The organism is Niastella vici (assembly GCF_002077945.1).
GTDB classification, from domain to species: Bacteria; Bacteroidota; Bacteroidia; order Chitinophagales; family Chitinophagaceae; genus Niastella; species Niastella vici.
Window position 1 is genome coordinate 373,321 of sequence record NZ_LVYD01000042.1, and the last position, 23,881, is coordinate 397,201.

The window sequence follows — 23,881 nt, forward strand, 5'->3', positions numbered from 1 at the left end:
TCTTAAAATAAGAATGCGAAAAAACGGTGTTTTAACCCTTTTACATTTGTGCCCTGTATTTTATAGTGCGTCAGCAACTTACCCAGATAAACCCATACGCCACCCCGTTAATGTAATGCATCAGATGAGGTGTTTTTCTTATCTTAGTAGCCTTCCTGATTAACAATTATTAACCATTTGCACCTTTGAGATCCCTCGTTGTTGACATACGTTATTATGCAGGTGTAGCAACCTGTTCATTTATAATGACCCTCGTTTGCCTTTTGCCGCTTTCTGCGGCTTCCCAGGGCAAAAGCATGTACGACATTACACAGGTACACATCCCCGGTATTAACATCCGTTGTATAACAGAAGATCGTAATGGCTTTTTGTGGATTGGCACCCAGGACGACCTCATCAGGTTCGATTCAAGATCTTTCAAGCTCTATAATAAAGGGCGCGATTCCAAAACTTCCATCGGCGGTTCCGACATTCGCGACATTACCGAATCAACCGATGGCATCTGGGTCACCAGCACCCAGGGCGGCCTCGATAAAATAAACAAAACAACCAGCAACCCGGTACTGCATATTTCACAAAGCCGCTTCCCCCAATTAGGTTCCCGCACCATCACTTCCTTATTACATCTTGATACTATTTTATATATAGGGACCGAAAAGGGTTTGTACAGTTATCACCTGGCCACAAATAAAATCAGGGAAATACTATTGGTTGGAACCGGCGTTGTACCATATATTGACAAATTAGCCAGCTCCAAAAACCATCTCATTGTTGCCATCAGGAACTGGGGCTGCCTGTCGTATGACCTGAAGACCGGGAAAATAGCAGATAGCTGTTTAACCACCACCCACGACCAAACGAAACATCACCGGTTTTATGCCATGGCCCGCGAGGCAAACAACCAATGGCTGCTGGGCACTTCAAAGGGCATTAACCGGCTTACTATAAATGAGAACGGCCGGCTCCGGTTCCAACAAACGCCTTTTCCATTTGCAAAAGATGGCCTCAATACCGATGTTTATGCCCTCGATATCGACAAAAGCAACAACATCTGGTTCTCGAATGAAAATAACCTCTTCAAAATTGAAGCAGGTGCCAACCGTTACGACGTTATCCAAAACGCACGCGAAACCAGCGTATCGTTCCTGAGTAACGTGTATAAGATCTATTGCGACAAAGCCGGCAACCTGTGGTTGTGCTGCCAGATTGGGTTATTCTTTCTCAAAAACGCGCCCGCGGCCATGCTAACCTATCACCAGTCGAACAACAGCATCACCAAAATACCACACGCCTATTACCTGCAGCCGGTTAACGATTCCATAGTACTGGTAACTGCCGAAAACGGACTGTATAAAGTAAATACCAACATCCGCCATATTGAAGCCATCGATGAAACGCAGGCCTATGATTTTGTTTTCTTCGACCCCTATAAAAAGCTACTGGTATCGAACAAAACAGGATTGAAACAATTGCAGGGTCATTCCCTTATACCCATTCAAAAGGTTTATCCCGAATTCAGGCCATTTGCCGATTATACCATCAACAGCGCCGTAAAAATAAACAACACCCATATTGTGATGGGTACCGAAAACAACAATGGCATCCTGATCTGGAATTTTGTTGATCATACGGTGGAAAATATCACCGTGCAGTCGAAGCAAATGCAGTTGGACAATAACAGCATTCAAACCATCTATAAAATAAGGGAAAATATATTCTGTGTGCTTACCGAGTCGTCCCTGATCTATATGGACTATACCACCAAAACCAGTAAGCGCATCCATTTTTACCGCAGCACCAGCAATGAAGAATATGCCCTGTTCTTCGACATGTGCCGTATCCGCAACACCTATTATTTATCGAGCTATGGCAATGGCGTGCTGGTGCTCGATACCAATTTTCACATCAAAAATGTTATTTCAACTGAAAGAGGGCTTAGCAATAACGGGGTATATAAATTATTGCCGTGGAAAGACAGCCTGCTCTTTATGACCACCAACCTGGGGTTAAATGTTTTGCAGGTGAAAACCAACAGCATCAGGCATTATTACAAGAGCGATGGTTTGCATGGCGATGTATTTGAAGAAACCAGCGGCAACATTTGGGAGAACCGCATTTATGCCGGCGGCCCCGATGGGTTTACGATGATCTATCCCGACCACCTCGATGCCAACCCTTCGCCCCCCTTGTTGTACATCAACAACCTCACCATTGACCTGCCCAATAATAATAATATCGATACCATCAATACAGAAGCCACCCATTTTTCCATACCTGCCGATGCATTGCAAACCAACATCTATTTTTCCGGCATCAATTATATAAATCCGGAAAGAACCTCCTACGTATATAAGATCTCTGAACTGCATACCAACTGGGTGAACCTGGGCACCCGCAACTTCATAACGCTGATGGGTATTTCGCCCGGCACCTATCACCTGCAGGTGAAGGCATTCAATGAAGATGAGGTATCGGGTGAGCTGAAAGAATTAACCCTGGTTTTTCTTCCCCGCTGGTACCAAACCTGGTGGTTCAAGCTGTTACTGATCTTGCTAACCATTGGCGGGCTATATGGCACTTACCGCATTCGCATTTACCAGTTAAAGCAGGTGCAGAATTTCAGGAACAAACTGGCCAGTGACCTGCACGACGATTTGGGCAGCACCATGAACAGCGTAAAGGTGTATGCCAGCCTGGCCCTTATGGAAAAGCAGTCGGACAAATACCTGTACAAAGTAAAAGAAACGGTGCAGGAAGCCATCACCGGCATCAGGGACATGATATGGGTGCTCGACGATCAAAAAGATACTATGGAGCACCTGCTTGCCCGGGTGAACAGCTTTGGCAAGCCTTTGTGCGAAGCGAATGGAATTTCCTTCAAACAACAATGTAGTGATGAAGCCCGGGACCACAAGCTGGGCCAGGAAGAAAGACGGAACCTTTATATGATACAAAAGGAAGCCATCAATAATGCCATTAAATATGCAGCCGGCACTCAAATAACTATTGACATAATTGTAAGAAGAAGTAAACCGGAGATCATTATCAAAGATGATGGTAAAGGCTTTGATCCCGCCCAATCGAATGAAGGGAACGGGTTAAAAAATATGGCGCGGCGCGTAAAGGAAATAAAATACACTGTACGCATTAATTCCGCGCCCGGTAAAGGCACTTCCATTCACCTGCAAAAAGCCTGATTCAGAGCTGCACAATGTTATGTTTTATGGCAAACAGCACCAGCCCCACCCGGTTCTTTATATTTAATTTTTCGAACAGGTCGTCGCGGTAGCCGTCGATAGTGCGCGGACTAACATGCATGATGTCGGCGATCTCTTTATAGGTTAATTCGGTACTGGCGTGTTTCAGGAATTCGATCTCTTTTTCATTTAATGAAAGAACGAGATTGGTTTCAGCAGCGGCCCCATCGTACTCAGCTTTCACTGCGTGCAGCAGCTTGCCGGTTACCAGGTCGGAATAATGAACGCCATTTCTGATAACATCATCGATGGCCCGTTTGAGCTCTACAGGATCGGCATCTTTCAGAATATAGCCGCGGGCGCCGTTCCGCAGCATTCTTATTATGGCATTTTCATCGTCGTACATGCTGAGGGCCAGCACCTTTACCAATGGAAAATTAAACTTGAGCCATAAGGTAGTGCTATACCCATCCATTTCGGGCATACTAATATCCATGAGCACTACATCGGGCGGGCCATTCTTTTCCAACTTGCCGATCAGGTCCTTTCCGTTGTTACTTTCAAACAGCACTGTATAGCCAAGGTTAGCCACTAACCCGGCCAGTCCATTCCGCAGCAAGACATGGTCATCTGCCAGCGCCACTTTTACATTTTCCATAATTACAGGTTTTCGATTAATGGTATTATTAGGGTAATTCTAATCTTATTATCTTTTCTATTGTTCTGTTTCAGCGTGCCACCAATTAACCGGGCCTTTTCGAATACAGTCGTGTTTATTTTTTCGCGCCGGTGATGTTTTTTCCCTTCGGGAAGTGCATAACCGGTGTAGTCAATAATAAAACTTATGTTTTGCCGGGTACAGATAATTGCGGCAGTGTGCAGGGGTCCCCGCTCCTCTTTGATCATGTTCACCAGCTCGAGCAGGATACCGAAGGTCATGAGCATTTTTTCATTGCTCAATAACCGGTTAGCCGAGAAATCCTTGTCACCTATAATTTCCGCCTCGGGCCACTGCGCCAGTATTTCGTTTTTTAAGATACGTACAAACCCTTCGACATAGATTATATCTTCTTCAGGATAAAAGATACGACACATTTTTCGCAGATCGCGGATAACCTGCCCGGTAAGCTGCCGAACGGGTTCCAACTTTCCGCTATCCTCATTTTTTATATCTGCCTGCAGCAAAGCCAATTGAAGGCGGATGAGACTCAGGACCTGGCCAATATTATCATATACATCTTTTACGGCTGTTTGCAGATAATGTTCGCGGATCCGCAGTCGTGTTCGGAGCAATTCATACTGGTACAACATCCCTTCATGATATGCTTGGTCACTCATGGTGTAATATTGGCAAAACCCCGAACCCTAAAAAAGGAGAAAAACACGGTATTTCGGCGGAAAGCCTCCCATTTTGGCAGATGAAAAATTCGTTCAACGTCGAAATAAGTCCTTCTACCCAATGTTTTATGGAATTAACCGGCCAATTATTATCTTGTGCCGCATACTGGAGAAATATAAATTTTCCTTTAAGTAATCTAACCCTGAATATGCGATGAAGAAGATAGTTTTTGCTTTTTTAGTTGTGCTACAAATTACAGGTTGCGCCGGTAACGACCAGTCGAACGAGTCATCGTCAAAGGGTGCAAAGACCAAAGACAGCAAAAAAGGGAAGGCCAATACGACAAATACGACGACGACGACAGCGGCTAAAGCTCCCAATGCTCCGCTGGATTTTATCAAATCCATCCCAGGTTCGGTTGACGGTTGCGGCGAATTCTTTACGTATGACTCCCTGAAGCTGAAAGATGAAAAATATATTTTCCTGAGCGATATGGGCGACATGGCCATGATCAGGATAAAAGGAAAGGATATCGTCCTTAAAAAGAGTACCCGCGAATCGAAGCAGATCAATGCCATCAGCGCAGTTGAAGTGTATTATGCCGTTGGCTATAAAGTGGTGCTGCGTAAGAAAGAGGAAAAAGAGGTGGACAGATTCTATGAATATTCAGGCACCATACAAATTACCGGAAAGAAAATAAAGACCACTATTAAAGTGCGTGGGGAAGGCGGTTGTTAAAAGAAAGAATAGTACACCATATAAACTAAAAACCCTTCGCCGGCCGGCGGAGGGTTTTTAGTTTAAGAAAGGGCATGAGCACATTTAATCACATTATGCGATGTGCCATTCTCTTCTTATATTACATATTCTTTCTGATTGTTTATGAAAAAACTCTTCATCCCGCTTAGCCTGATCGCTGTTTTCAGCTGTGGCCAACAAGAACCTATCAATTCGAAAGCTAAACAAAGCAATAGCAAATTCGAGCCGCTGCTTGCCCAGTTCAAAGATATTGGCATCGATACCCTGCAGGTATATTCAACACAAGACTCAACCGATATTATGAGCGGCAGGGCGATCGACAGCATTGGCGCATCGTTCTTTCCGGAAGAAATGGCACAGGCGCATTTTCATGAACCGCCCAGCCTGTTCGCCATCTATAAGTTTTCTATTGATAAGAACCGGTTAGGCCTGCTGGCCAGAACCCCTTCTGAATACGTGCCCTCTTCTATCAAATTATTCATTTTCGATTCAGCAAAAGACAGCATTACCTCGTATATAGAACTGGGCGAAACTATTGGCGATGCAGGTGACTATATGATAAAAAACACCTGGATCTTCAAAGATACCAGCAGCAAGCATTTGCAGGCATTGGTCAATATTACTCAGGGCCACGATAACAGTGTTGATAATCCCAAAGACACTACGGTAAAAGAAGACGAATATTATTCCCTGCTCGACCTGTCGAAACCGCGCATTGATACCATCTTTGCCGATAAGGAGCAACTGCCGAATAAATACAAAATGGTGGTGCGGGATAGAAAAAGGTTGGGATTATAACCGCTATTAATACAAATAAGAACGCCGGCAAGCATTAAGCCGGGCACAAAAAAACCCTCCGTCAGTAAACAGAGGGTTCAATATTATATACCGGAGCGGCAATTATTCGCCCCAGATCTCATCCTTGCCTTCGAGCCAGCTTTTTACCAGTTCGGTAGTTACTGACTTTGGACGCTCAAGCGCAAAGCCCAATGCGCGGTCCCAAATAAGGCTGGCCAACACACCCAATGCACGGCTTACACCAAACAATACGGTGTAAAACTCATACTCCTTCAGACCGTAGTGAACCAGCAGCGCACCGCTGTGTGCATCTACGTTAGGCCATGGGTTCTTTACCTTGCCCAGTGATTCTAAAATTGGTGGCACTACATCATATACATTCCAAACGATCTGCACCAGCGGATCATTGGGGAAATGACGTTTGGCAAAATCCATCTGTGCAGTGAAACGCGGATCGGTCTTACGCAATACCGCATGGCCATAACCCGGAACCACTTTTCCTTCGCCAAGGGTTTTGCGTACGTATGCTTCTATTTGTCCTTTGGTAGGCACTTCTGTTTTCAGTTCAGTCTGCATTTCTGTGATCCATTTCACCACTTCCTGGTTAGCCAAACCATGCAGGGGGCCAGCCAAACCATTCATACCTGCGGCCAGACTGAGGTAAGGATCGCTGAGGGCCGAACCTACAAGGTGCGTAGTGTGTGCCGATACGTTACCACCTTCATGGTCGGCATGTATGGTCATGTACAAACGCATCAGTTCTTTGAAACTTTCATCTTCAAAACCGAGCATATGCGCCAGGTTACCGGCCCAATCGAGCAGGCCATTGGGCTGTATATGCTGGTTGTTATGGTATTTACGACGGTAAATGTAAGCGGCTACGCGGGGCAACCGGGCGATCACGTCCATTGAGTCATCGAACACGGCATCCCAGTAATCTTTCTTGGCCATACCATCGGCATAGCGGCGGGCAAAATTACTTTCGGTTTGCAGGGCCATAATACCGGTTACAAACATCGTCATGGGGTGAGCTGTAACGGGCAGGGCGTCTATGGCGGCAAATACGTGGTTAGGCACATGCGAGCGGCGTTGCCAGCTGTTGGTGATATAGCTTACAGCCTCTTCATCGGGCAGTTCGCCAATTAACATCAGGTAGAAAAGTCCTTCGGGTAAAGGTTCATTGCCATTGGGCACCTTGGGCAATGCTTTTTGCAGTTCGGGGATAGAATATCCACGGAACCTGATCCCTTCTTTTGCATCGAGTAATGAAGTTTCGGACACCAGGCCGGTTATTCCACGCATACCCTGATAGATCTGAGATAACTGTACCTCCCCGATCTTTTTACTACCATGTTGCTTTAACAGATCTTTTAACTCGGCTGCAGAGGCTTCTGCCTTTACCTTAAACCTATCCTTTAGAATTCCCATGATGCAGTATAATTATTTGTAAATATGTAATAATGAGGGGAAAAGTTTGGCTAAAGTTATAACAAACCCACTCAAAACGGCAAAATTAATTCAGCAACGCTTACTATTGAAATAAAGAACAATCGTACGCTTATATTAATATTTTATTAATGCGTATTTTTATTTGGGCGCAATGCGATACATCCAAATAGCAAAAATTGAAAACAGGATGTTTGGCGTCCAGGCAGCAAGTAAAGGGGGAAAATTTCCCTTAGTAGAAAAGGTAAGGGAGAATTTGTCCATCACCACAAAGAATGCGGCTGCAATAATACCAACTGCCAGGTGCAAGCCGCTTCCGCCCCTGGTTTTGCGCGAAGCGATCACTGCCCCAATGAAGGTGAGAATGAATACCGAAATGGGGTTGGCATCGCGCCGGTAGCGTTCTACTTTATAATCATTCAACCCTTCGGCACCCCGCGCCTCTTCGCTTCTTATGTACTGCTTCAGCTCGGGGGTGGTCATTTTATCTTTCAGGTATTTATCGAACTTGATCTCATTGGGTTTCAGGTTCAGGTTAAGCGACATTTCAGGTATGACCTTCGTTATTTCCTTTACGCCTTCAATCTTGCGCTCGGTGGCATTCTGCAGCTTCCAGGTCTTTTTGGCGGTATCCCAGCGCAGGTAATCGGCCCGCAGGTTATAATACATTTTGGTGCCTTTCAGCTTGTTCAGGTAAAAGTCGTTGGCCGAGCGGCTGGCCGTATCGTAATTGCGCATGCCGGCAAATGTATTGGCATCAACGCGGAAATAATAATTGCGGGTACGCTTGGCAGCTTCGCCCTGTTCGTAAGAACTTCCCCTGTCAACATAGTTTGTTTGAAAATCGGCACGTATCGACTGGGCCTTTGGGATCCAGTACTGGGTAGCTACCCAAAAGGTACCGCCCAGGATGAGCGCACCTACAAAATACGGACGCAACATGCGGTTAAACCGTACGCCGCCGGCCAGTATAGCCACCAGTTCGCTTTTGCCTGCCAGTTTGGAGGTAAAGAAAATGGTGGCAATGAATACCATGAGCGGAAAGATCATGGAGATGATGAAAGGCACAAAGCCTATATAGTACTCTTTGATGAGCCTGTAGGTACTGAGGCCAGATTTTACAAAGTCATCGGCCTTTTCGCTGGTATCGATCGCAACGGCAATCACCGAAAAGATCAGTACCATGAAAATGGTAGTGGAGATGAACTTCCATAATATGTACCTGTCAAGAATTTTTAGCATTCGGTAAAGCCCACTGTACGGCGTGGCAAATGTAGCAGAAAATGAGCAGTTTACTAAGTACGGTTAATTAGTTCTTGGTTAAAGTTTAGCTAAGGGAAGGGAAAGTTTGTAAGTTTTTTTGATATTGAGTTATTTAGTTAAAATATGATTTTAGAACTAAATAACTGCCACATGCAAAAAATAACGATCACCTTATTCCTGATGCTTGCAATGAACAGTGTTATTATGGCTCAATACAAGGACCTGTACCAAAAGAAAGAATTCATTGTGGGGAACGATACGTTGCGTTACCGCATGCTGTACCCCTTGAATTATGATGCCGGCAAAAAATACCCGCTCATTCTATTCCTTCATGGTTCGGGCGAACGGGGTAACGACAACGAAGCCCAGTTGGTGCATGGAAGTGTACTGTTTGCCGATAGTGCCAATCGCCTGCGGTTCCCTGCCATTGTGATATTTCCGCAATGCCCGGCCGATGATTTCTGGGCCCGGCTCAGCCGCGATCCCAATAAAAACGATTCGCTGGGGCAATTCAATTTTGAATCGGGCCAGCCCATTGGCAAAAGCCTTGGCCTGGTAAGCCGCCTGCTCGATTCGCTGGTAGCGGCCAAACTGGCCGATACAAAAAAGATCTATCTGGGTGGTTTGTCAATGGGCGGTATGGGCACGTTTGAACTGCTGTGGCGTAAACCCAATTTCTTTGCAGCAGCCTTTCCTATTTGCGGCGGCGGCGACCCAAAGCAGGCAGGTATTTATGGCAGGAAATTTCCGGTCTGGATCTTTCATGGCGGAAGCGACCCTGTGGTGCCGGTTAGCAATTCGCGCCTCATGACCAATGTACTGAAGGATGCCGGCGCCAAAGTGAAATACACTGAATACCCCGGCGTGGGCCATAACAGCTGGGATAATGCGTTTGCCGAACCAGAGCTGTTACCCTGGTTGTTTAAACAGAAGAAATGATACCCCCCCAGCGGTTACCGATAATCATGAAGCCCGGCTTCTTGCCGGGCTTCATGATTTATTGTCTATTACACAAGATCTCGCTCCAAAAGTCGCTCTTTCCACCAGTTTACTGACATTACTCCCCTTCAGGGGGCCGAATAATTAAGTTCTACATATTAGCCTGCAATTTACATGACCAGGCTAATTTTTATTCTGCTGCTTATCCTTCATATTTTATTGAATGTCAAGTATATGATTCCATAATTCTCTCTAGCTCCCCTATTCCCAAAAGAGTTTTTTGGAAATCCGGTCATAAATTTCTTACTTTATTATGTAGCACATAACATACATAAACTAAAACTCTTGCTATGAAATTTAACGATGCGGCCTGCCATAACCGCCTTTTCTCCCCCTGGCCATTATTTGCGCTGATCCTGTTTGCCGGTTGCCATAAAAACCAGGCTGCGCAGGAAACTGTTCAGCCTCAGGACAGGATTGCAACAACCGAAGCCACCGCCATACACACCAGCATGCGGCTTTTTGATGGCGGCAACGAAAGCATTTACCACTCTTTTCGCATTCCTTCCATCGTCAAAACCAGGAACAATACCCTCGTCGCTTTTGCTGAAGGCAGAAGGTGGAGCCCGAGCGATTATGGCGATATAAATGTGGTGTTCAAAAGGTCGTTTGACAATGGCGCCACCTGGACGGCCCTCGGCGAAGTAGCCGCCAGTGGCAATGGTACCTGGGGAAATCCTACAGCAGTATATGACCCTACTCCCGGAACTAACGGCCGGCTATGGTTGTTTATGTGCTGGAATGATGGGGCTATAGACCAATGGAGTGATTTTGACAGTTGGGGCGACAGAAAAGTATTTACTTCCTACAGCGATGACAATGGTGCTACCTGGTCAACGCCCCAGGATATGACCAGCACCCTGGTGCCCCCTACTTATACCTGGGATGCTGTGGGGCCGGGCAATGGAATCAGAACAGCTTACGACCACCCCGGCCGGCTTATTATTCCTGCCCTGGGCCGAAATATTTACAGCGATGACCATGGCGTTACCTGGCAGTACCAGCTTATTCCGGGCACTACCGATGAAAGCACTATTGTAGAATTGATGGATGGCCGTTTAATGAGAAATGACCGGCCCAATAGCAACACCTGGGCAACCACCAAAAAAAGAAGAAAGTCGTTTGGTACTATTGAAGGCGGCTTTGGGGCATTTGCACCTGATAATGCCTTAACCGATCCCAAGTGTGAAGGGTCTATGCTTCGATACAATACCGATACGCCTGCAAGAATTTACTTTCTGAACCCCAACGATATTGATCAACGCTGCAATATGACCGTGCGCATCAGTTATGATGAAGGATTAACATGGGCCCGCAGCAGACCTATTTTCGACTGGAACACCTGCGATTATGCAAATATTACTGTAGCCAAAGGCGGTTACTCAAGCATGGTAAAAACAGCCGACTATTGCGTGGGCGCATTAATTGAGATCAATGAAGATGTTCACAACAGCAGCACCAGTAATAAATCGATCGAATTTCATAAGTTCAATCTACCCTGGATCCTGAATGGCAGCACTGAACCATAAATGACACCCCCGGCCCCTAAAGGGGAGCCGGTTACCGATAACCAAGGAAGCCCGACATATTGCCGGGCTTCCTGGTTTATTATCTAATGCATAATATCTTTCCGTGCTTCTTCCTGATTTCCATACACCCCCTTCAGGGGGATGGGGGGCATTATAATCTCGTCTGCAATCTTGGCACCATTTCATTCTTCCATGAAACAAAATCGCCTTCGATTATATGCTTGCGCGCTTCGCCCACCAGCCATAAATAAAACGCGAGGTTGTGCACGCTGGCAATGGTGAGGCCCAGTATCTCTTTCGATTTTACCAGGTGGCGCAGGTATGCTTTACTGTAGTGATTGCTGATGTGGCAATCGATGCCATCATCGATGGGCGAAAAATCACTTTCCCATTTTTTGTTGTCGATATTGATAACGCCCTGCGAGGTGAACAGCATGGCATTGCGGCCATTGCGGGTGGGCATCACGCAATCGAACATATCGACCCCCAGCGCAATACATTCCAGAATATTCCAGGGCGTACCCACCCCCATCAGGTAACGGGGTTTATGCGCCGGCAGGTTATCGCAGCACAGTCCGCACAATTCATACAGCATATCATCGGGCTCGCCCACGCTGAGGCCGCCAATGGCATTGCCGGTGGCGTCTTTGGAAGCAATGTACTCGCAGGAGGCTTTGCGCAAATCGGTATAGGTGCTGCCCTGTACAATGGGGAACAGGTTTTGGGTATATCCGTATTTATCGGGTGTTTCGTTAAAGCGGGTAAAACAACGATCGAGCCAGCGATGCGTGAGGTGCATCGATTTTTCGGCATACTTGTAATCGCTGGGGTATGGCGGACATTCATCAAATGCCATGATGATGTCGGCGCCAATGGCCCGTTGAATGTCCATCACGCTTTCTGGCGTAAACAAATGGCGCGAACCATCAATGTGCGATTGAAACAAAACGCCTTCTTCACTGATCTTGCGGGTGCCGGCCAGGGAAAACACCTGGTAGCCGCCGCTATCGGTAAGTATGGGCCGGTTCCAACCTTTAAACTGGTGCAAACCGCCTGCTTTTTGCAATACATCGATGCCGGGCCGCAGGTACAGGTGATAGGTATTGCCCAAAATAATTTGTGCATTGATCTCTTCTTTCAACTGTTGCTGGCTTACCGCCTTTACACTGCCTACCGTACCCACGGGCATAAAGATGGGAGTAAGTATGTCACCATGATCGGTGACAATATGTCCTGCCCGGGCTTTAGAAGAAGGATCGGTATGCTGTAAAGTAAATTGTAAAGCGGCCATGTTTATTGAAATTGGGCGCAAAGATAGTTTACAGTTCCCAGTTCACCCTTTAGCAGTTCATAGTTTCCGGTTCGCAGTCTCCGGTTCCCATCATTGCCCCCATGTCGACCGCCTTGCTCACAGCGGCGAAGGCGAACTGCTAATTGCTTATTGCCAATTCTCTTTTATTATTGCTTCTTCTGAAAACCGCATACAGCGTAAATCATGCAACTTTTTGGGTACAACTTCAAATTAAAAACTCCTTAGTTTATCCTATTTTCGTGCAAAACCTTCACGGACCGTGCCTAAATTAATTTCTCTTATGGGCGAGATATCAAAGTTTTTTATTACCTGGTGGCCTTGGATCTTGTTTACTTTATTTTGTCTGGTTACACTTATCCAGTTAATCTATTATATCGCTTTTTTCAGAAGGGTGGCTTTTTATAAACAACCGCTTAAAGAAAAGTCGCAGACGCACGCCGTGAGTATCATAGTTTGCGCGCGCGATGAAGCCAATAATCTCACTAAATATTTACCCGGCGTACTGGTGCAAACCTACCCAACCACGCATGAGCTCATTGTGGTGAACCATAACAGTCAGGATGAAACGCGTTACCTGCTCGATGAATTTAAAAAGACCTTCAAGAACCTGCAGGCCATAAACCTGGAACAGGAAGCGTTGGGAATTCCGGGGAAAAAATATCCGCTCTCTATTGGCATCAAAGAAGCCAAACACGAAATATTATTACTTACCGATGCCGACTGTGTTCCTGCATCGGAATTCTGGTTACAAAAAATGCAGGACGCCTATCACGATGGGGTTGAGATCGTATTGGGGTATGGCGCCTACAATAAAAAGCCCGGTATTTTAAACAAGCTCATCCGTTTCGAGACCTTTCATTCGGCCCTGCAATACATGTCGTACGCCCTGGCCGGTTTGCCGTATATGGGTGTGGGCCGCAACCTGTCGTACAAGCGTGAATTGTTCTTTCGCACAAAAGGCTTTTCTTCCATTAACCACGTAGCCAGCGGTGACGATGACCTGTTCATTAACCAGGTGGCTACCAAACATAATGTAGCAGTGGTGCTCGATCCTGAGGCGTTCACCTTATCGGAGCCCAAACGCCGGTTCAGCGACTGGATCCGCCAGAAGAACCGCCACTACAGCACGGGCAAATTCTATAAACCGGTTCACAAATTCTTATTAGGATTATATTCTACATCCCACTTCTTCCTGTACCCCCTGTTTGTTTTATGCCTGTTGTTTTTCGACTGGCGTATAACCCTGGGTGTATTCGGCATTCGCTTCTTATGGCAGGCAGTGATCTATTACAATGCCATGAAAAAGATGAATGAAAAGGATCTTTTTTACTGGTGGTGGATTTTAGATATCTGGATGTTCATACATTATTTCATCTTTGCTCCTTCAATATGGAGAAAGCCCAACAAAAACTGGCACTGATCACCAAGTATTTCAGTGACTTCACCGATGTTCAGCTACAACAGTTCAGCGCGCTCGAGGAATTGTATAATGACTGGAACAGCAAGATCAATGTTATTTCGCGTAAAGACATGGAAAGCCTGTACGAAAAGCATGTGCTGCATTCACTGGCTATAGCCGCTGCTTTTGAGTTTAAGGCCGGTTCAACCATTGTTGACCTGGGCACAGGCGGAGGCTTTCCGGGCATACCCCTGGCCATCTTTTATCCCGAAGTAAAGTTTCACCTCATCGACAGCATTGGCAAAAAGATAAAGGTAGTGGATGCCGTAGCCGAGGGGCTGGGGCTAAAAAATGTGAGTACCCGCCATAGCCGAATTGAAGAGGTAAAGGATAAGAAGTTTGATTTTGTGGTATCAAGAGCTGTTGCACCATTGAAAGACCTCTGGAAATGGTCGAAACCCCTGCTTAAAAAACCGGCGCCCAACGCCGATACCCAACAACCTGGATTGATCTGCCTCAAGGGCGGCGACCTGCATACCGAGATCGCAGAAAGCGGCTGCCGGCCCAGGGTTATGGAGGTATATGATATTTTTCAGGAGGAGTATTTTAAAGAGAAGTTTTTGCTGTATGTACCCGCCTAGGGTAATTGGGGAGTGGGCGTGGAAAACTACCTCAAAGTGGTATTTCATGTTTCGGCAAAATACTGAAACTTTGTACCATGATGGATATTACTGTATGTATCGTAGATGATACAAAAGATATTCGATCTGCGCTGGAACAGATCGTAATGATGTCGGAAGGATACCGGTTGTTGGGAAGTTGCGCATCTGCCGAAGAGGCAATGATAAAAATTCCCGATCTGAAACCGAATATTGTGCTGATGGATATAAACCTGGGTGAAGGTGAGAACGGGATCGATGTGGTGCGGCATCTTAAAGCAGATTATCCCGAGATCCTCTTCATGATGTGCACGGTGTACGAAGATGATGAAAAGATATTTGAGGCATTAAGCGCCGGCGCCAGCGGCTACATACTCAAAAAAACAGCCCCGCATAAATTACTGGAAGCCATCAGGGAACTGCAGGAAGGCGGCGCTCCCATGAGCAGCCAGATCGCCCGCAAAGTGGTGGCAGCCTTTCAAACCAAAACAGCCGGCGATGTAGCGGCAGAGAACTCACTCAGTGTTTTGTCGAACCGGGAAAAAGAGATCCTTGAACTGCTGGCCAAAGGCATGCTGTACAAGGAAATTGCCGCCAGCTTATTCATTAGCCAGGAAACAGTTCGCAAGCACGTATATCATATATACGAAAAGTTACATGTTAATAATCGCGTAGAAGCTATCAATAAATTCTTTGGACGGTAAAAAAGGAACAGGTGCAGCACATCAGTACAGCAAAATTACCCACAAAGTAGTATTGTTTTACATGTAATACGAGCCTAGCTTTGCACCCAGGTTGTCATATCAAATACTTATGTGCCATTTAACCTTCCCTGTGCTCTGTTATCAATAACCTTATTACTTAAGAGCTCCGACGCGATGCCGGGGCTTTTTTGTTTATAAAAAGGGAGGGCCACCCGCTGACGGATGGCCCTCCCTTTTTGTTTCTTATTGCTAATTTATTACCACGGTATATCGAGCTTGTTATTCTTTCTATCCACATCGGCCAGGCGCATCGAAGGATCGATCTCTATCACCTTAAGATCAGTAATTTTTCGGGGTACCTCAAAAGTATATTGCGGGCTCGTCCACTTCCAGGGTTCATATACCATGCGCGGAACCGAAGCATCTTCAACCGGCTTTTCGCCAAACATGAGGTACATGGGAATGTAGGCCAGCAGCTTGCTACCATCTTTAAATTGCACCATCACATCCATGGGCATGGGCATATAACCCAGGCGCCGTAACCTGATCTTTGTTTTACCGCTTTCTTCCCACAAACTGTCAATAGCATAATCGATGGTCTTGGTGGTATTCACAAAATATTCGCGGTACCAGTCGAGCTTCATATCACTGGCCTTTTCGGCAACGCGAATAAAATCATTTACGTTGGGATGTTTGAAGCGCCATTGATTGTAATAATCGAGCAATATTTTATCGCGTACCTGTGCACCCACTATATAACCCAGTTGCTCCAGGAACACTTCCCCTTTTGAATAGGAGGCTATGCTATAGGCAACATTGGTTTCATAATGATCGGCATGGGTGGTCAATGGTTCTTCAAAACGGCTTTCGGCCAGGTCGTAGTAATGTTCATAGGCATCATTATGCGGATTGGTCTTTCCAACAAATGAATTGCTGCCGGCCAGTGAATCAACCAGCACTTTCTTGCGCGGACCGGTTCCAGCCGCACTTTCTGTAGCGGGCATGCCCGAAACGGTTTGATAATAATGGGTAACCAGCGAAGCGGCATAACTGGTAAAGCCTTCATCCATCCATGCATATTCCGATTCATTGGTGCCCAGCATTCCCTGGTACCAACTGTGCATCCATTCATGAAAAGCAGTGGTTATGCTGGGTACCGATATCAGGGTTGCCATGGGGTATTCCATACCGCCATCGCCGCCATGTATAAACGAATATTGCTTGTAGGGATAGGCACCGAATTTCTTTTCAATGAAGGGCAATACGATCACCGCCGCATCGGCCACGCGTTTCCATTGTTCTTTAAAATCGGCTATATACAGGTCAGCATTGGCAAATTTCTTCTTTTCTTCATCGGGCAATTTGAGGTAACGCTGCCGCAGAAAAGCAGTATCCCAATTATAAATAACATGTATTACGGGGCCGTTGGCAATGGTACGCGTTAAATGCACAAAGTGGGGATCGGCAGCCCACACAAAATCATGCACATTGGGCGCTACAAAATGCCAGGTAAGGGTTGAACCGGTGGGCGGTGGCACTTTTATACCGGCATCTTCATAACCGAAGCCAACCTGGTTGCCATTCTGTAAATAACCCGATCCGCCGATCATATATTTTTTATCGATGGTAATGTTCACTTCATAATCGCCCCATACACCATAAAATTCACGGGCAACATAAGGTGTGGGATGCCAGCCTTCATAATCGTATTCGCACATTTTAGGATACCACTGGCTCATGGAATAGCGTACGCCTGTTTGCGGATTATCGCGGCCGCTGCGCCTGATCTGCAGGGGAACCTGCGCTTCAAATTCCATTTCAAAAACCACTTTCTGATGGGGCAGAATGGGTTGTGTAAGCGGTACTTCCAAAATGGTTTCCTGCACCTTGTACTTTTGGGCAACGCCATTCATTTTCAGGGAACGCACTTTTTGATAACCGATCTCCTCTTCTTTCAGGTTCAGGATGCGGTCTTTCACACGTGGGTCCCAATCGGGTTTGTCATTGAATCTTCGCTGTCCCAATACACGGCTGCGGTTATCCATCATACTGTTGGGCTGAAAAGCGTTCCAGTATAAATGATAGAATACCCGGTTGAGTGTATCGGGTGAATTGTTCGTGTATTCCAACCGTTGTTTACCAGTGAACTGGTTGGTAGTTACGTTCATGGCAATATCCATTGTGTACTTCACGCGCTGTTGCCACCTGTCGGGTTGTGCCATTGACACCATTGCCAGGAAAGAAAAAGTTATAAGCGTATAAAGCTCTTTACGCATCTTTACTCAGGTTTTATATTAAAATAGTTTTCCGGGGCGGGAAGGTATGCAAAAAAGAAAAATGATAAATAGTTATAAGTTATAACCGGCTAATACCAATACCGGATAAACACCATTTTGTATGTATAATTTTGATAGCGTGCGGGCGCAACCAGTAAATTACCACCCGAAAAGATTGATCAAATGCAAGCTATTTGCCATTAAATGGCCTGAATTGTATTTTTCTGTTAATATATATTAGTTTTAAATGCACCCTTTTAGGACAGGCAGCAATGCTCGTTTTTCTCTCATTCAGCAGCAATAAAAAAACGATCCCCGGCAATGTAACCGGGGATCGTTTTATTTAATTAGTTATTGATCAGGGCTTGCTTACAGGGTAATATTATCTCTTAGCAACCGGCCACTGGGGTCAAAATACAGGTGCTTTTTCTGAATATCGTTTTTCTCGATCTCGAGGCGGTATTGGGTTTTGTCTTCACGCAGGGCTATTTTATAGGCGGTCTTGATAGTCCATTCTTCGGCATACTTACTTTTATTGAAACCATCTTTTACTGAAGCAGGGATATCGGCATCGGCTATTTTGTTTTCGGTGCTTTGCCAAAAACCTTTATTGGTAAACTTTGCTTCGTAGTGTACGTTATCAAGGTCAAAAACGGCAGTAAAACCGCTTAACCGGTCGCGCCATTCTACGTTCTTGGCCATGGGGTATTTCTGTCTGAAAGCTTCTGTTACTTCGGCCGGTAATTTACGCACCTGCGCATGGGCGGTATTGATAGCCAAAGCAAAGCAAAACATCAGAAAATAATAAACAGGTTTTTTCATGCTAATGAGTATTTTGGGTGATACACTGCAAAATTCGAACCTTGATGTGAAAAGAAAAACATAAATTTTGGGGAATGTACCTCCTAATTCCTACGTCATTCCTTTCCTGCCAACACAATAACAATCTCCCCTTTAACTTCTTTTTTCTGGAAATGTTCAACAAGCTCTGCCAACGTGCCATGGGCATTTTCTTCAAACATTTTGGTGAGCTCGCGGCTTACGCTGCAAAGGCGGTCGGCCCCGAAGTACTGAACAAACTCCTGCAGGGTTTTCACCAGCCGGTGCGGCGATTCATAAATGATCATGGTACGGTCTTCTTCGGCCAGCCTTTTTAATAAGGTTTGCCGGCCTTTCTTGGGCGGAAGGAATCCTTCAAATACAAAGCGGTTCATGGGCAGTCCGCTGTTTACAAGGGCGGGAACAAAGGCGGTAGCGCCGGGCAGGCATTCTACCTTAATATTTTGTTTTATGCATTCACGCACCAGCAGGAAGGCCGCATCGGAGATACCGGGTGTACCGGCATCAGAGATCATGGCCATGGTTTTACCTTCCCGTAACTGGTTGGTAAGATGTTGCAATACCTGGTGCTCATTATGCTGATGATAAGCTGTAAGCGGCCGCGATATCTGATAGTGGTTTAATAATTTGCTCGAAGTGCGTGTATCTTCAGCCAATATGAGATCAACCTGCTTCAACACCTCCAGGGCCCTGAGCGTAATATCCTGCAAATTGCCTATGGGAGTAGGTACTAAATAAAGCATAGCAAGTTGTGCCATTTGAAAATGAAGCCCCATGCGGGGCATCCATTTTCAAATAAATTCTTACTTATTATTAATTAATAGAAATCTCGAAGTATTCCATTACGGGGTTGGCGAGTAACTTCTTTGAGGCTTCTTCGGCAATTGATTTTGCCTGATCAGGGGTGTTGGCTTCTACCTGCAAGGTGATGTGTTTTCCTACCCGAACATCCTGAATATTACCCAATCCCAGATTTTGCAATCCACCCATTACGGCTTTTCCCTGCGGATCGAGCAATTCTTTTAACGGCATTACCTTCACCTGAACTGTATAGGTCATGTGGTTTTATTTTTGAACGCCAAAGATAAGATGATGTAAAGAATAAACACAACCGGTACAGCCAACCATTTTAAGAATATCGCTGCTATAATGGCCGCCAGCAGCAAAATAAGCTTGGGAAAATTACTTTTAACCGAGAAATTCTTGAATTTTAAAGCCATCAGGGGCAGGTTGCTTACCATTAAAGCGCTCACCGCAATAATAATTCCATACCATAACCATTGGTTCAGCATCAAACGCATGGCATCGGCATTGTCCTTAAAATACCAGTAAATAAGCGGAAATGATGCGATCAATAATCCTGCGGCAGGAGTAGGAACGCCCTTAAAGCCATATTGCTGTGAATCGTCGAGGTTAAATTTGCCCAGGCGGAAAGCCGCTGCACAGGGAACCAAAAATGCAGGCAACAAATAAATAACCGGCAATTCAAGGGCATTTGGTGATGAGGCATAACTAACCCGCAAAAACTGATAAATGATCATCCCGGGCGCTACGCCAAAGCTCACACAATCGGCCAGGGAATCGAGCTGTTTACCCAGGGCAGATGTGGCATTGAACAGGCGGGCAACAAATCCATCTAAAAAATCAACCACCGCGGCCAGCGCAATGAATAATGAGCCCAGCCAAATTTTTTCAGGAACATCTAACCATTGCGCTCCCTCTTCATTAGCTACTATTATTACTCCATTTTGCAGTATGTATATGATCGCAATACAGCCAAAGAACAGGTTTAAGAGCGTGAACAGGTTCGGAATGTGTTTCATTTATGCAAATTAGTGAATGTGAAATTTACCCTATGTAAAATGTACCAATTACTTTTTCATGATGGCCTCAATTTCCTCTGGTTTAATGGGGATCTTCGCCATCAGGTCTTTATTGCCGGTCTTGGTGATCCATACATTGTTTTCGATGCGAATACCCATTTGTTCTTCTTCTATATAAATACCCGGCTCAATCGTAAATACCATTCCGGGTTTAACAGGCTCTGTTCTGGTTCCCAGGTCATGCACATCGATACCCAGGTGATGCGAAATTCCATGATATAAATATTTGCGGTAAGCGCGGTTGTCTTTGTCCTCATTCTTCACATCCTGCTGGTTCAACAGGCCCAGCTTTACAAATACTTTGGTGGCCTCGGCCCCTACTTTATCGGTATAATCCAGTATGGTGATCCCCGGCTTCAGAATGCTTTTCGCATAGTCATGCAGGCGCAAACAACCATTGTATACTTCCCGTTGCCGTTTGGTGAATTTTCCATTCACCGGTACGGTGCGGGTTAGGTCGGCACAATAACCGCCATATTCAGCGCCAAAATCCATCAATACCAGTTCACCGTCTTTACATTCCTGGTTATTGAACACATAATGCAGTATGCGTGCGCGGTCGCCACTGGCTATGATGCTGCTGTAGGCCGGTCCCGTTGCCCGCTGCGACAAAAACGAATGCCAGATCTCGGCCTCAATCTCATATTCCATAACACCGGGCTTTATGAATTTGAGCAATCGTTCAAACGTTTTATGGGTAATATCTATTGCCTCCTGCATTACTGCCACTTCCTGGGGCGATTTAATAGCCCGCAGTTCTTTTAGGATGCGGGCGCTGCGTTTATACTGGTGCAGGGGAAAGCGCTCCTTCATTTCCAGAATATAGCGGTAATCGCGCACCAGTACCTGGTTCGATTTGCGGTCGTTCTCGTTCGTGTTCAGGTAAATGGTTTCGGCCAGGTGTATCCAGGGCTGTAAAGCCGCTTCCAGACTATCGAGCCAGATCACGGTTTGAATACCGGAGATCTTTTTAGCCTCATCGGCCCGCAGTCTTCTTCCATCCCATTTCTCTTTCATTTCATTGGGGCGCACCAACACCAGCACTTCGCGGTATTTTGGATCGGGGTTATTGGGGAACAGGATCACCATGGAATCTTCCTGATCAATACCACAAAGCCAGTACAGGTCACTGTTTTGTTTGAACCGGTGCGTGGCATCGCCATTGGTAGGCAGTTCATCGTTGCTGTTAAAGATGGCAATGGCATTTTTATCCATGCGGGCCACAAAGTTTTTGCGGTTCTGGATAAAGATGGCATTGTTGAGCGGCAGGTATTTCATGTAGTTTCTTTTTATAGAGCCTTTGAATGATGCGGTAAAAATAATTAAAAGGGTGAATGGTCAATGGTGAATGGTGAATAAGTTACGTGGCAACATATAGTCGGTAATCGACAGCCGGCAATTGTGAATGGTGAGTCCTTTTCGAAGCGGGCTGGTAAACGCGTACGCCGAACGCGTACTATTGCAGCCCGGCGCTTTGACCTGTTAACCGGCAACTGGTAATCAGGAACTATTGACCATTGACCACCATTGACCTGAATAATGATCAATTAACAAATAAAACTGGTTTTAGTACCCATTCAGCAAAACCAGCCGGCCGATCAATGCGGTTTTACACTAACAGACGTTAGATAGAAATTTCACAAAAAACCACCGCTCAAATTAGATAATCTTCAAAAATGTGCCAAATATGGCCATTGGAACGGATAAATTTTAATTATACCTTTGAACTCTAAACAAACGAACGCTTGTATGTCATTATCTACAATCGCTATCCCAACGAGAGGACTTGAGGAGCTGGGGCTTCACTCAACCAACACATTGCACTATCAGCTATCTGCTGATGAATTAGTGCAGGACACATTACGTTTAAACCAGGGCGAACTGAACAACACAGGAGCATTGGTAGTAAAGACCGGTGAATTTACCGGCCGTAGTCCAAAAGATAAGTTCATTGTAAAAGACGACATCACCGAAAACTCTGTACACTGGAACGATTTCAACATCCCTATCGAAGAAAAATATTTTCACTGCATCCGTAAAAAAATACTCGATCACCTGAACGCTCAACCTGAAGTATGGGTGCGCGATTCCTATGCCTGCGCCGAACCACGCTACCGGTTAAACATCAGGGTTATTAACGATAACCCCTGGAGCAACCTGTTTGCCTATAATATGTTCCTGCGGCCCGAAGAGGAAGAGCTGGAACACTTTACCCCCGACTGGCATATTCTGGCTGCCCCGGGCTTACACCTTGACCCCAAAGAATGCGGCGTTCGCCAGCACAATGCAGCCGTGATAAGTTTTAAACACCGCACCATTCTTATCGCCGGCAGCGGGTATACCGGCGAGATCAAAAAAGGTATTTTCTCCATTCTCAATTATGTTTTACCACACGATAAAGTTGTGTTAAGCATGCACTGTTCGGCCAACATAGGCAAAGGGGGCGATACTGCTTTATTCTTTGGTTTAAGTGGAACCGGTAAAACCACCCTGAGCGCCGACCCCAACCGCAAACTAATTGGCGACGACGAACACGGCTGGACCGACACGGGCGTATTTAATTTTGAAGGCGGTTGTTATGCCAAATGTATTGACCTGAGCGCCGAAAAAGAACCGGCCATCTTTGCGGCCATCCGCAACGGCGCGCTGGTTGAGAACACCACTTTCTACAATGGCACCAATGAAATTGATTTTGCCAGCAAATGCATTACCGAGAATACGCGTGTTTCGTACCCATTGCATTACATCTGCAATGCAGTTGAACAAGCCAAAGGCGGTATTCCCGAAAATATATTCTTCCTTACCTGCGATGCCTACGGCGTACTGCCGCCCATTTCAAAGCTTACGCCCGCCCAGGCCATGTACCAGTTCATTTCGGGTTACACGGCTAAAGTAGCGGGCACAGAAGCCGGCGTTACCGAACCCAAATCTACTTTCAGCGCCTGCTTTGGAGCACCATTTCTACCCCTGCACCCCGGTTTTTATGCCAGTATGCTGGGGCAAAAACTGAAATTGCATAACGCAAAGGTATGGTTGATCAACACGGGCTGGACGGGCGGCGCCTATGGTACCGGCAACCGTATGAAATTGTCGTATACCCGCGCCATGATCAGCGCAGCCCTCGAAGGCACCCTTGACCAGGTTGACTATGAAACGCACCCGGTTTTCGGCATGGCTGTTCCAACCAGTTGCCCCAACGTACCAGCGACTATTTTAAATCCGCGGAATACCTGGGCCGATAAAGCGGCTTACGACAAAGCGGCTGAAAACCTAGCTAAGCAGTTCACAACCAATTTCGAGAAATATGCATCGGGCGTACCGGCAGAAGTGCTGGCGGCTTCTCCAAAAATTTAGTTAGCCGTTTTTGTATTTGTTTCAAATATTTTAATGATATTAGTTCGCTTTTTGAGAAAAAAAGCATTTCGGTCTCAACGATTACTTTGCCATAGAAAGAAGGCGTCTCAAAAGTAAGAGGCGC

Annotated in this window: 20 protein-coding genes; 9 read left to right on the plus strand and 11 right to left on the minus strand. The window is 45.9% G+C overall.

Translation table 11 applies throughout. The features are described 5' to 3' along the window. Positions 1–185 precede the first annotated feature (185 nt). Positions 186–3,197, plus strand: a complete 3,012-nt coding sequence (locus A3860_RS12770) for a sensor histidine kinase (RefSeq protein WP_143774069.1) — start codon at positions 186–188, stop codon at positions 3,195–3,197. Position 3,198: 1 nt separating this feature from the next. On the opposite strand, the gene A3860_RS12775 is transcribed toward A3860_RS12770, so the two are convergent. Then, complete coding sequence (locus A3860_RS12775; RefSeq protein ID WP_081147090.1) at positions 3,199–3,855, minus strand: response regulator transcription factor; 657 nt, start codon at positions 3,853–3,855, stop codon at positions 3,199–3,201. Positions 3,856–3,857: 2 nt separating this feature from the next. Beyond that, positions 3,858–4,535, minus strand: a complete 678-nt coding sequence (locus tag A3860_RS12780) for a histidine kinase (protein WP_081147091.1) — start codon at positions 4,533–4,535, stop codon at positions 3,858–3,860. Positions 4,536–4,749: 214 nt separating this feature from the next. On the opposite strand from A3860_RS12780, the gene A3860_RS12785 reads away from it, so the two are divergent. Together A3860_RS12785 and A3860_RS12790 are read left to right on the plus strand one after the other, a co-directional pair. After that, complete coding sequence (locus A3860_RS12785; protein ID WP_081147092.1) at positions 4,750–5,274, plus strand: hypothetical protein; 525 nt, start codon at positions 4,750–4,752, stop codon at positions 5,272–5,274. Between the two features lie 144 nt (positions 5,275–5,418). Next, complete coding sequence (locus A3860_RS12790) at positions 5,419–6,093, plus strand: hypothetical protein (RefSeq protein WP_081147093.1); 675 nt, start codon at positions 5,419–5,421, stop codon at positions 6,091–6,093. A gap of 102 nt (positions 6,094–6,195) precedes the next feature. Here the strand turns inward: A3860_RS12790 and A3860_RS12795 are convergent, their stop codons facing one another. Then, positions 6,196–7,521: a citrate (Si)-synthase, eukaryotic gene (locus A3860_RS12795; protein ID WP_081147094.1), complete on the minus strand. Its 1,326-nt coding sequence runs from the start codon at positions 7,519–7,521 to the stop codon at positions 6,196–6,198. A 159-nt stretch (positions 7,522–7,680) separates the two neighbouring features. Continuing rightward, entirely contained in the window at positions 7,681–8,781 is a 1,101-nt protein-coding gene (locus A3860_RS12800; RefSeq protein WP_081147095.1) for an LptF/LptG family permease, read from the minus strand. Between the two features lie 171 nt (positions 8,782–8,952). Here A3860_RS12800 and A3860_RS12805 point away from each other — a divergent pair, with 171 nt between their 5' ends. After that, the gene (locus A3860_RS12805) at positions 8,953–9,741 is read left to right on the plus strand and encodes a carboxylesterase family protein (protein WP_081147096.1); all 789 of its coding nucleotides are present in this window, start codon (positions 8,953–8,955) and stop codon (positions 9,739–9,741) included. 350 nt (positions 9,742–10,091) lie between these two features. Then, positions 10,092–11,330, plus strand: a complete 1,239-nt coding sequence (locus A3860_RS12810; protein ID WP_081147097.1) for a sialidase family protein — start codon at positions 10,092–10,094, stop codon at positions 11,328–11,330. 151 nt (positions 11,331–11,481) lie between these two features. Here the strand turns inward: A3860_RS12810 and tgt are convergent, their stop codons facing one another. After that, positions 11,482–12,621: a tRNA guanosine(34) transglycosylase Tgt gene (gene tgt / locus A3860_RS12815; protein ID WP_081147098.1), complete on the minus strand. Its 1,140-nt coding sequence runs from the start codon at positions 12,619–12,621 to the stop codon at positions 11,482–11,484. A 460-nt stretch (positions 12,622–13,081) separates the two neighbouring features. Between tgt and A3860_RS12820 the strand changes: the two genes are divergently transcribed. The 3 genes from A3860_RS12820 to A3860_RS12830 all read left to right on the plus strand — a co-directional run bounded on the left by A3860_RS12820 (position 13,082) and on the right by A3860_RS12830 (position 15,404). Continuing rightward, on the plus strand, positions 13,082–14,062 hold the full coding sequence (locus A3860_RS12820) for a glycosyltransferase (protein WP_245843533.1): 981 nt from the start codon (positions 13,082–13,084) through the stop codon (positions 14,060–14,062). After that, the gene (gene rsmG, locus A3860_RS12825; protein WP_081147100.1) at positions 14,032–14,682 is read left to right on the plus strand and encodes a 16S rRNA (guanine(527)-N(7))-methyltransferase RsmG; all 651 of its coding nucleotides are present in this window, start codon (positions 14,032–14,034) and stop codon (positions 14,680–14,682) included. Before A3860_RS12820 ends, rsmG begins: the two co-directional genes overlap by 31 nt. Before the next feature lie 77 nt (positions 14,683–14,759). Continuing rightward, the gene (locus tag A3860_RS12830) at positions 14,760–15,404 is read left to right on the plus strand and encodes a response regulator (protein ID WP_081147101.1); all 645 of its coding nucleotides are present in this window, start codon (positions 14,760–14,762) and stop codon (positions 15,402–15,404) included. A gap of 257 nt (positions 15,405–15,661) precedes the next feature. Here the strand turns inward: A3860_RS12830 and A3860_RS12835 are convergent, their stop codons facing one another. From A3860_RS12835 to A3860_RS12860, 6 genes are all read right to left on the minus strand, one after another. Further along, on the minus strand, positions 15,662–17,680 hold the full coding sequence (locus A3860_RS12835) for a M1 family metallopeptidase (protein WP_081147102.1): 2,019 nt from the start codon (positions 17,678–17,680) through the stop codon (positions 15,662–15,664). Between the two features lie 369 nt (positions 17,681–18,049). After that, on the minus strand, positions 18,050–18,502 hold the full coding sequence (locus tag A3860_RS12840) for a PepSY-like domain-containing protein (protein WP_081147103.1): 453 nt from the start codon (positions 18,500–18,502) through the stop codon (positions 18,050–18,052). A gap of 95 nt (positions 18,503–18,597) precedes the next feature. Then, positions 18,598–19,263 carry a 16S rRNA (cytidine(1402)-2'-O)-methyltransferase gene (gene rsmI / locus A3860_RS12845; RefSeq protein WP_081147122.1) on the minus strand — a complete coding sequence of 222 codons (666 nt, stop codon included), beginning with the start codon at positions 19,261–19,263 and terminating at the stop codon, positions 18,598–18,600. Between the two features lie 70 nt (positions 19,264–19,333). Then, positions 19,334–19,579, minus strand: coding sequence for a phosphoribosylformylglycinamidine synthase subunit PurS (gene purS, locus A3860_RS12850; RefSeq protein WP_081147104.1), 246 nt, complete (start codon positions 19,577–19,579; stop codon positions 19,334–19,336). Beyond that, complete coding sequence (locus A3860_RS12855; RefSeq protein ID WP_081147105.1) at positions 19,576–20,343, minus strand: CDP-alcohol phosphatidyltransferase family protein; 768 nt, start codon at positions 20,341–20,343, stop codon at positions 19,576–19,578. The genes purS and A3860_RS12855 overlap by 4 nt, the downstream gene beginning before the upstream one ends. Before the next feature lie 48 nt (positions 20,344–20,391). After that, positions 20,392–21,681 (minus strand): aminopeptidase P N-terminal domain-containing protein, encoded by a 1,290-nt coding sequence (locus A3860_RS12860; protein ID WP_081147106.1) that lies wholly within the window; start codon positions 21,679–21,681, stop codon positions 20,392–20,394. A gap of 471 nt (positions 21,682–22,152) precedes the next feature. Between A3860_RS12860 and pckA the strand changes: the two genes are divergently transcribed. Beyond that, complete coding sequence (gene pckA / locus A3860_RS12865; RefSeq protein ID WP_081147107.1) at positions 22,153–23,757, plus strand: phosphoenolpyruvate carboxykinase (ATP); 1,605 nt, start codon at positions 22,153–22,155, stop codon at positions 23,755–23,757. The last annotated feature ends 124 nt before the right edge of the window (positions 23,758–23,881 follow it).